Source organism: Saccharopolyspora sp. NPDC002686 (assembly GCF_040295745.1).
Taxonomy (GTDB): Bacteria; Actinomycetota; Actinomycetes; order Mycobacteriales; family Pseudonocardiaceae; genus Saccharopolyspora; species Saccharopolyspora oryzae.
The window spans coordinates 1-4,747 of the sequence record NZ_JBEOVY010000477.1; the positions used below are offsets into that span (position 1 = coordinate 1).

Genomic DNA, 4,747 nt, shown 5'->3' on the forward strand with positions numbered 1-4,747 from the left:
CCAGCCGAACCCGACCTCGATGCCCGGTTCCCCGGTGATGAGCAGGCTCCCGCTGCGACCGGCCCGGCAGTCCGCCAGCAGCCGGTCGATGACCGATATCTCGGCATCCCGTCCGCGCAACACCCGGTGACAGTACTTAACCCGACCGGCGATCCCGGGCCGGATTGCCTGGCTGTGACGGATTCCGCACCCGGTCCCCGGCCGTAGCGTGATCACCGAGCACAGCGGCAGGAGGGGCGATGTCCGATCTCGACGAGGTGGCCAGGCGGTACCTGGCCACGTGGAACGAGCGCGATCCGGTCAGACGCCGGGTGCTCGTCCGGGAGCTCTGGGCCGAGGACGCCGGCTACGTCGACCCGATCGTGACGGCCGAGGGCCGCGACGCCGTCGAGGACGTGGTGGCCACGGCCCAACGGCAGTTCCCGGACCTGGTGTACCGGCTGGCGGGCAGCGTCGACGGCCACCACCACATCGCGCGCCTCACCTGGGAGCTCGCGCCGGTCGACGGTCCGCCCGTGATCATCGGGTTTGCCGTCCTGGTCACCGAGCACGCCCGCCTGCGCCGCGTTTACGGCTTCCTCGACCCCGTTCCCGCACCCGAACCAGGAGTTGCACGTTGGCACCTGACCCGATGACCCGCCACCCGCTGCCCGCGCACGAGCGGGTGGTGTTCCTCAAACCGCTGATCAGCTCACCGAAGATCGCGGTGGGCGAGTACACCTACTACGACGATCCGGACGGTGCGACCGAGTTCGAGCACCGCAACGTGCTCTACGCCTACGGGCCGGAACGGCTGACCATCGGCAAGTACTGCGCGATCGCCGCCGGCACCCGGTTCCTGATGGCGGGCGCCGAGCATCCGACGATGGGCGTGTCCACCTTCCCGTTCACCATGTTCGGCGGCGAGTGGGCGGAGAAGACGCTCGACATCGTCACCGGCATGCCCAGCCGGGGTGACACCGCGGTCGGCAACGACGTCTGGTTCGGCTACCGGGCCACGGTGATGCCCGGCGTGACGATCGGGGACGGCGCCATCATCGCCGCGGGAGCGGTGGTCACCGCCGACGTGCCGCCGTACGCGATCGTCGGCGGCAACCCGGCGCGCGTGATCCGGCAGCGCTTCGCCGACGCCGACGTCGACTGGCTGTTGCGCGCCGCCTGGTGGGACTGGCCGGTCGAGCTGGTCACCGAACACGCCCGCACCATCATGGCCGGGACCCCGGCCGACATCGCCCGCATCGCGGAGGGGATCCGATGACCGCAGTTGAGGAACACGCCGTGCCCGGCAACGGCCCGTACGCGATCACCACCGGCTTCGACGGCGCCCTGTGGTACACGCTCGTCCACAGTGGCCAGATCGGGCGGCTCGTCCCCGGCGAGCAGCCGACCAGCTACCAGCTGGATCCGGAGTCCGGGCCGACGATCATCGTCGCCGGGCCGGACGGTGCTTTGTGGTTCACCGAGTACAAGGCGCACCGGATCGGCCGGATCACCACCGGCGGTGCGGTCACCGAGTTCCCGCTGCCGGAGTGCGGGCCGTACGGCATCGCTGCAGGCTCCGACGGCGCGTTGTGGTTCACCGAGACCGCCGCCGACCGCATCGGGCGGATCACCACCGACGGCGAGGTGGCGGAGTTCCCGCTCCCGACGACCGGTGCGTTCCCGTCCGCGATCACCGCCGGACCCGACGGCGGGATGTGGTTCACCCTGAACCAGGCCAACGCGATCGGCCGGATCGGACAGGACGGTGCGGTCACCGTCCACCCGATCCCGACCGAAGCGGCCGCACCGGTCGGGATCGCCGCCGGGCCGGACGGAGCGCTGTGGTTCGTCGAGATCGCCGCCGGGCAGATCGGCCGGATCACCGTCGACGGCCAGGTGGCGGAATTCCCGCTGCCGGACCGGACCAGCCGCCCGCACGCCATCGCTCCCGGCGGCGACAGCGCGCTGTGGTTCACCGAGTGGGGCGGCAACCGGGTCGGCTCCATCACCACCGACGGCGCGATCGCTACCCACGACCTGCCCACCCCCGGCTCCGAGCCGCACGGCATCGCCCTCGGCCCCGACAGTGCACTGTGGACGGCACTGGAACACGGTGCCCTCGCCCGCATCACCCCCTGACGGAGGAACGACCTTGAACATCACCGCAACCACCACCTCGCTCACCGTCGACGACGTGGCCGCTTCCCGCGACTTCCTCACCACCCACTTCGGCTACGAACAAGCGCACGCCGCCGAGGGATTCGTCTCGCTGACCCGCGACGGCGCAGCGGCCGACGTAGTGCTGCTGCAACGCGGGACCGACATCCTGCCCGAAGCCCAGCGCGACCAGCGCGCGTCCGGCCTGATCCTGGCCTTCACGGTGACCGGGATCGAGGAAGAGCAGGAACGCCTGCGCACCGCAGGCGCCAACATCACCATGCCGCTGCGCGAGGAACTCTGGGGCGAACGGCTCTTCCAGGTCACCGACCCCAACGGCGTCGTGCTGCAACTGGTCGAGTGGAGCACCGAACCCGCGCCCCGAACGATCCAGGCGGAGTTCGACATCGACAGCTGGGACGAGCAACCGCACCACGAGCCGGACGAGGGCCCGAAGCTGACCAGGATCCTCATCCGCAAGACCTACCGGGGAGCGCTGGAAGGAACCGGGGTCGCCGAGGTGCTCACCGCGCAGGGCACCGCAGGTGCCGGCTACGTCGCATCCGAGCTCATCACCGGGACCCTCGAAGGCCGCCAGGGCACTTTCGTGATCCAGCACGGAGGTCTGGCCGACGGCGACGACCAGAGCACCTTCGGCACCGTGGTCCCGCACTCGGGCACGGGCGAACTCGCCGGACTGTCCGGTCGCGCCACCGAAGCCCGCCCCGAAGTCCTGACCCTCACCTACGCCTTCTCCTGAGCGTTCGGTGGTCAGTCCACGAGGTCGAGGGCTGCGTGGATGATGCTGTCGGTGTCGATGCCGTGGTGGCGGTAGACGTCTTCGAGGCTTCCGGACTGGCCGAAGCCGGTCACACCGAGGGTGCGGCTGGGCACCTGGTTGATCGTCGCCAGGAAGGCGAGCGTGTGCGGGTGGCCGTCGAGCACGGTGACCAGCGGTTTCGCCGCGGACGCCGGGAAGATCTGGTCGAGGATCCAGCTCGGGTGCTCCGAGCGCCCCTGCCGTGCGCGCAGGGCTTCGAAGAGCAAGCCCGGGCTGGTCACGCACACGACGTCGGCTTCGATGCCGATCTGGCGCAGGCGGTCGGCCGCGGCGAGCGCTTCGGTCATCGTCGCGCCCATCGACGCGATGGTCACGCGCGCCTCGGGGGAGCGGCGCAGCACGTACCCGCCGGCGACGACCTGCTTGCGTCGGCGCTCCCGGGCCGCCGGGTCGGTCGGAACAGCGGCGAGGGACTGCTCGACGGGCCGGGTGGACAGCCGCAGGTACGCCGAGCTCCCACCCGGCTTGCCCAGCAGGGCCAGGCTCGCCAGCAGCGACCACTCGACGTCGATGGCGAACGCCGGTTCGTAGGTGACGCATCCCGGCTGCTCGACGCCGATGGACGGAGTGGTGATGGACTGGTGCGCGCCGCCTTCGGGGGCGAGCGTGACCCCGGAGGGGGTGCCGATCAGGATCGACTGCCCGCCCGCGTAGATGCCGAACGACCACGGTTCCAGGGCGCGTTCGACGAACGGGTCGTACATCACGCCGATCGGCAGCAGCGGCTGTCCCCACCGGCTCCAGGTCGCGCCGAGCTCGCCGAGCAGTCCGACCAGGTTCGTCTCCGCGATGCCGAGCTCGACGTGCTGGCCGCCCGGCCGTTCGCGCCAGTGCAGGATCGTCTCCGCGTCGTCGGCGAACCAGTTCACCCGCTCGGCGGCCGACCAGACGCCCGCCTTGTTCACCCAGCCACCGAGGTTCGTGGTGGAACTGACGTCCGGGCTGACGGTCACGATCCGCCCCGCTGCCTCCGGTGCCTCCCGGGTCAGGTCGAGCAGGACGCGGCCCAGCGCCGCCTGGGTCGTGGCGACGCCGCTGGGAGTCCGCCCGATGTCGGCCGGGAGCTCGGGAACCTCGGTCAGGGGCGGGTTCTCCCGCCGCAGGCGTGCGCTGGTGCGGGCGCAGAGCAAACCCGCCTCGGAGTCCTCGGCGAAGCGCTGCCACGGGTGCTCCAGGTCCGTGCCGATGCGGTCGGCGAGTTCCTGCATCTGCTCGGTGGTCAGCAGCGACGAGTGGTTCTGCGGATGTCCCTGCGTGGGCAGGCCGTAACCCTTGACCGTGTAGGCGAAGATGACCGTCGGCCGATGGTCCTCAATGGATGAAAGCGCTCCGTCGAGCGCTTCGAGGTCGTGGCCGCCGAGGTTGCGGATCGCCGCCGCCAGGGTCTGGTCGTCGATCTCGTCGATCAGCGCGGCGATCCGGTCGGCCCCGGCTCCCCGACCCGGCAGTCGTTCCCGGAGCTGCTCGGCGGAGCAGCGCAGGAGCCGCTGGTACTCGGGGTTGGGCATCGAGTCGATGCGCTCGCGCAATGCGTCCCCGCCCGCGCGGGCGAACAGCGACTCCAGCAGTTGGCCGTACTTCAGGGTGAGGACCTGCCATCCCGCGGCGTCGAACATGCCGGCCAGACGACCGGCCGCGATGTTGGGCACCACGCGGTCCAGCGACTGGCGGTTGAGGTCCACGATCCACACCAGCTCGCGCAGCGCCAAAGGCCGGTCCAGGTGCTCCAACGCCCAAGCGCGCGCCCGCCCGGTGGACGAGATCTGC

General features: G+C 70.8%; 5 protein-coding genes. 4 read left to right on the forward strand and 1 reads right to left on the reverse strand.

The features are described from left to right. The first annotated feature begins 239 nt into the window (after positions 1-239). From ABTZ89_RS35840 to ABTZ89_RS35855, 4 genes are read left to right on the forward strand one after another with little or no spacing between them, the layout of a single operon-like run. Positions 240-635 (forward strand): nuclear transport factor 2 family protein, encoded by a 396-nt coding sequence (locus ABTZ89_RS35840; RefSeq protein WP_351053367.1) that lies wholly within the window; start codon positions 240-242, stop codon positions 633-635. Continuing rightward, complete coding sequence (locus tag ABTZ89_RS35845; RefSeq protein WP_351053369.1) at positions 617-1,258, forward strand: CatB-related O-acetyltransferase; 642 nt, start codon at positions 617-619, stop codon at positions 1,256-1,258. Before ABTZ89_RS35840 ends, ABTZ89_RS35845 begins: the two co-directional genes overlap by 19 nt. Next, on the forward strand, positions 1,255-2,121 hold the full coding sequence (locus ABTZ89_RS35850) for a Vgb family protein (RefSeq protein WP_351053371.1): 867 nt from the start codon (positions 1,255-1,257) through the stop codon (positions 2,119-2,121). Before ABTZ89_RS35845 ends, ABTZ89_RS35850 begins: the two co-directional genes overlap by 4 nt. A gap of 13 nt (positions 2,122-2,134) precedes the next feature. Next, positions 2,135-2,899, forward strand: a complete 765-nt coding sequence (locus tag ABTZ89_RS35855) for a DUF3224 domain-containing protein (protein WP_351053373.1) — start codon at positions 2,135-2,137, stop codon at positions 2,897-2,899. Positions 2,900-2,910: 11 nt separating this feature from the next. On the opposite strand, the gene ABTZ89_RS35860 is transcribed toward ABTZ89_RS35855, so the two are convergent. Beyond that, the coding region (locus ABTZ89_RS35860) for a transketolase-like TK C-terminal-containing protein (protein ID WP_351053375.1) at positions 2,911-4,747 on the reverse strand (1,837 nt) is incomplete at its 5' end.

Bases quoted from the DNA above. Each gene is read 5' to 3' on its own strand.
- ABTZ89_RS35840 (WP_351053367.1), top strand. From the start codon at position 240: ATGTCCGATCTCGACGAGGTGGCCAGGCGGTACCTGGCCACGTGGAAC.
- ABTZ89_RS35850 (WP_351053371.1), top strand. From the start codon at position 1,255: ATGACCGCAGTTGAGGAACACGCCGTGCCCGGCAACGGCCCGTACGCG.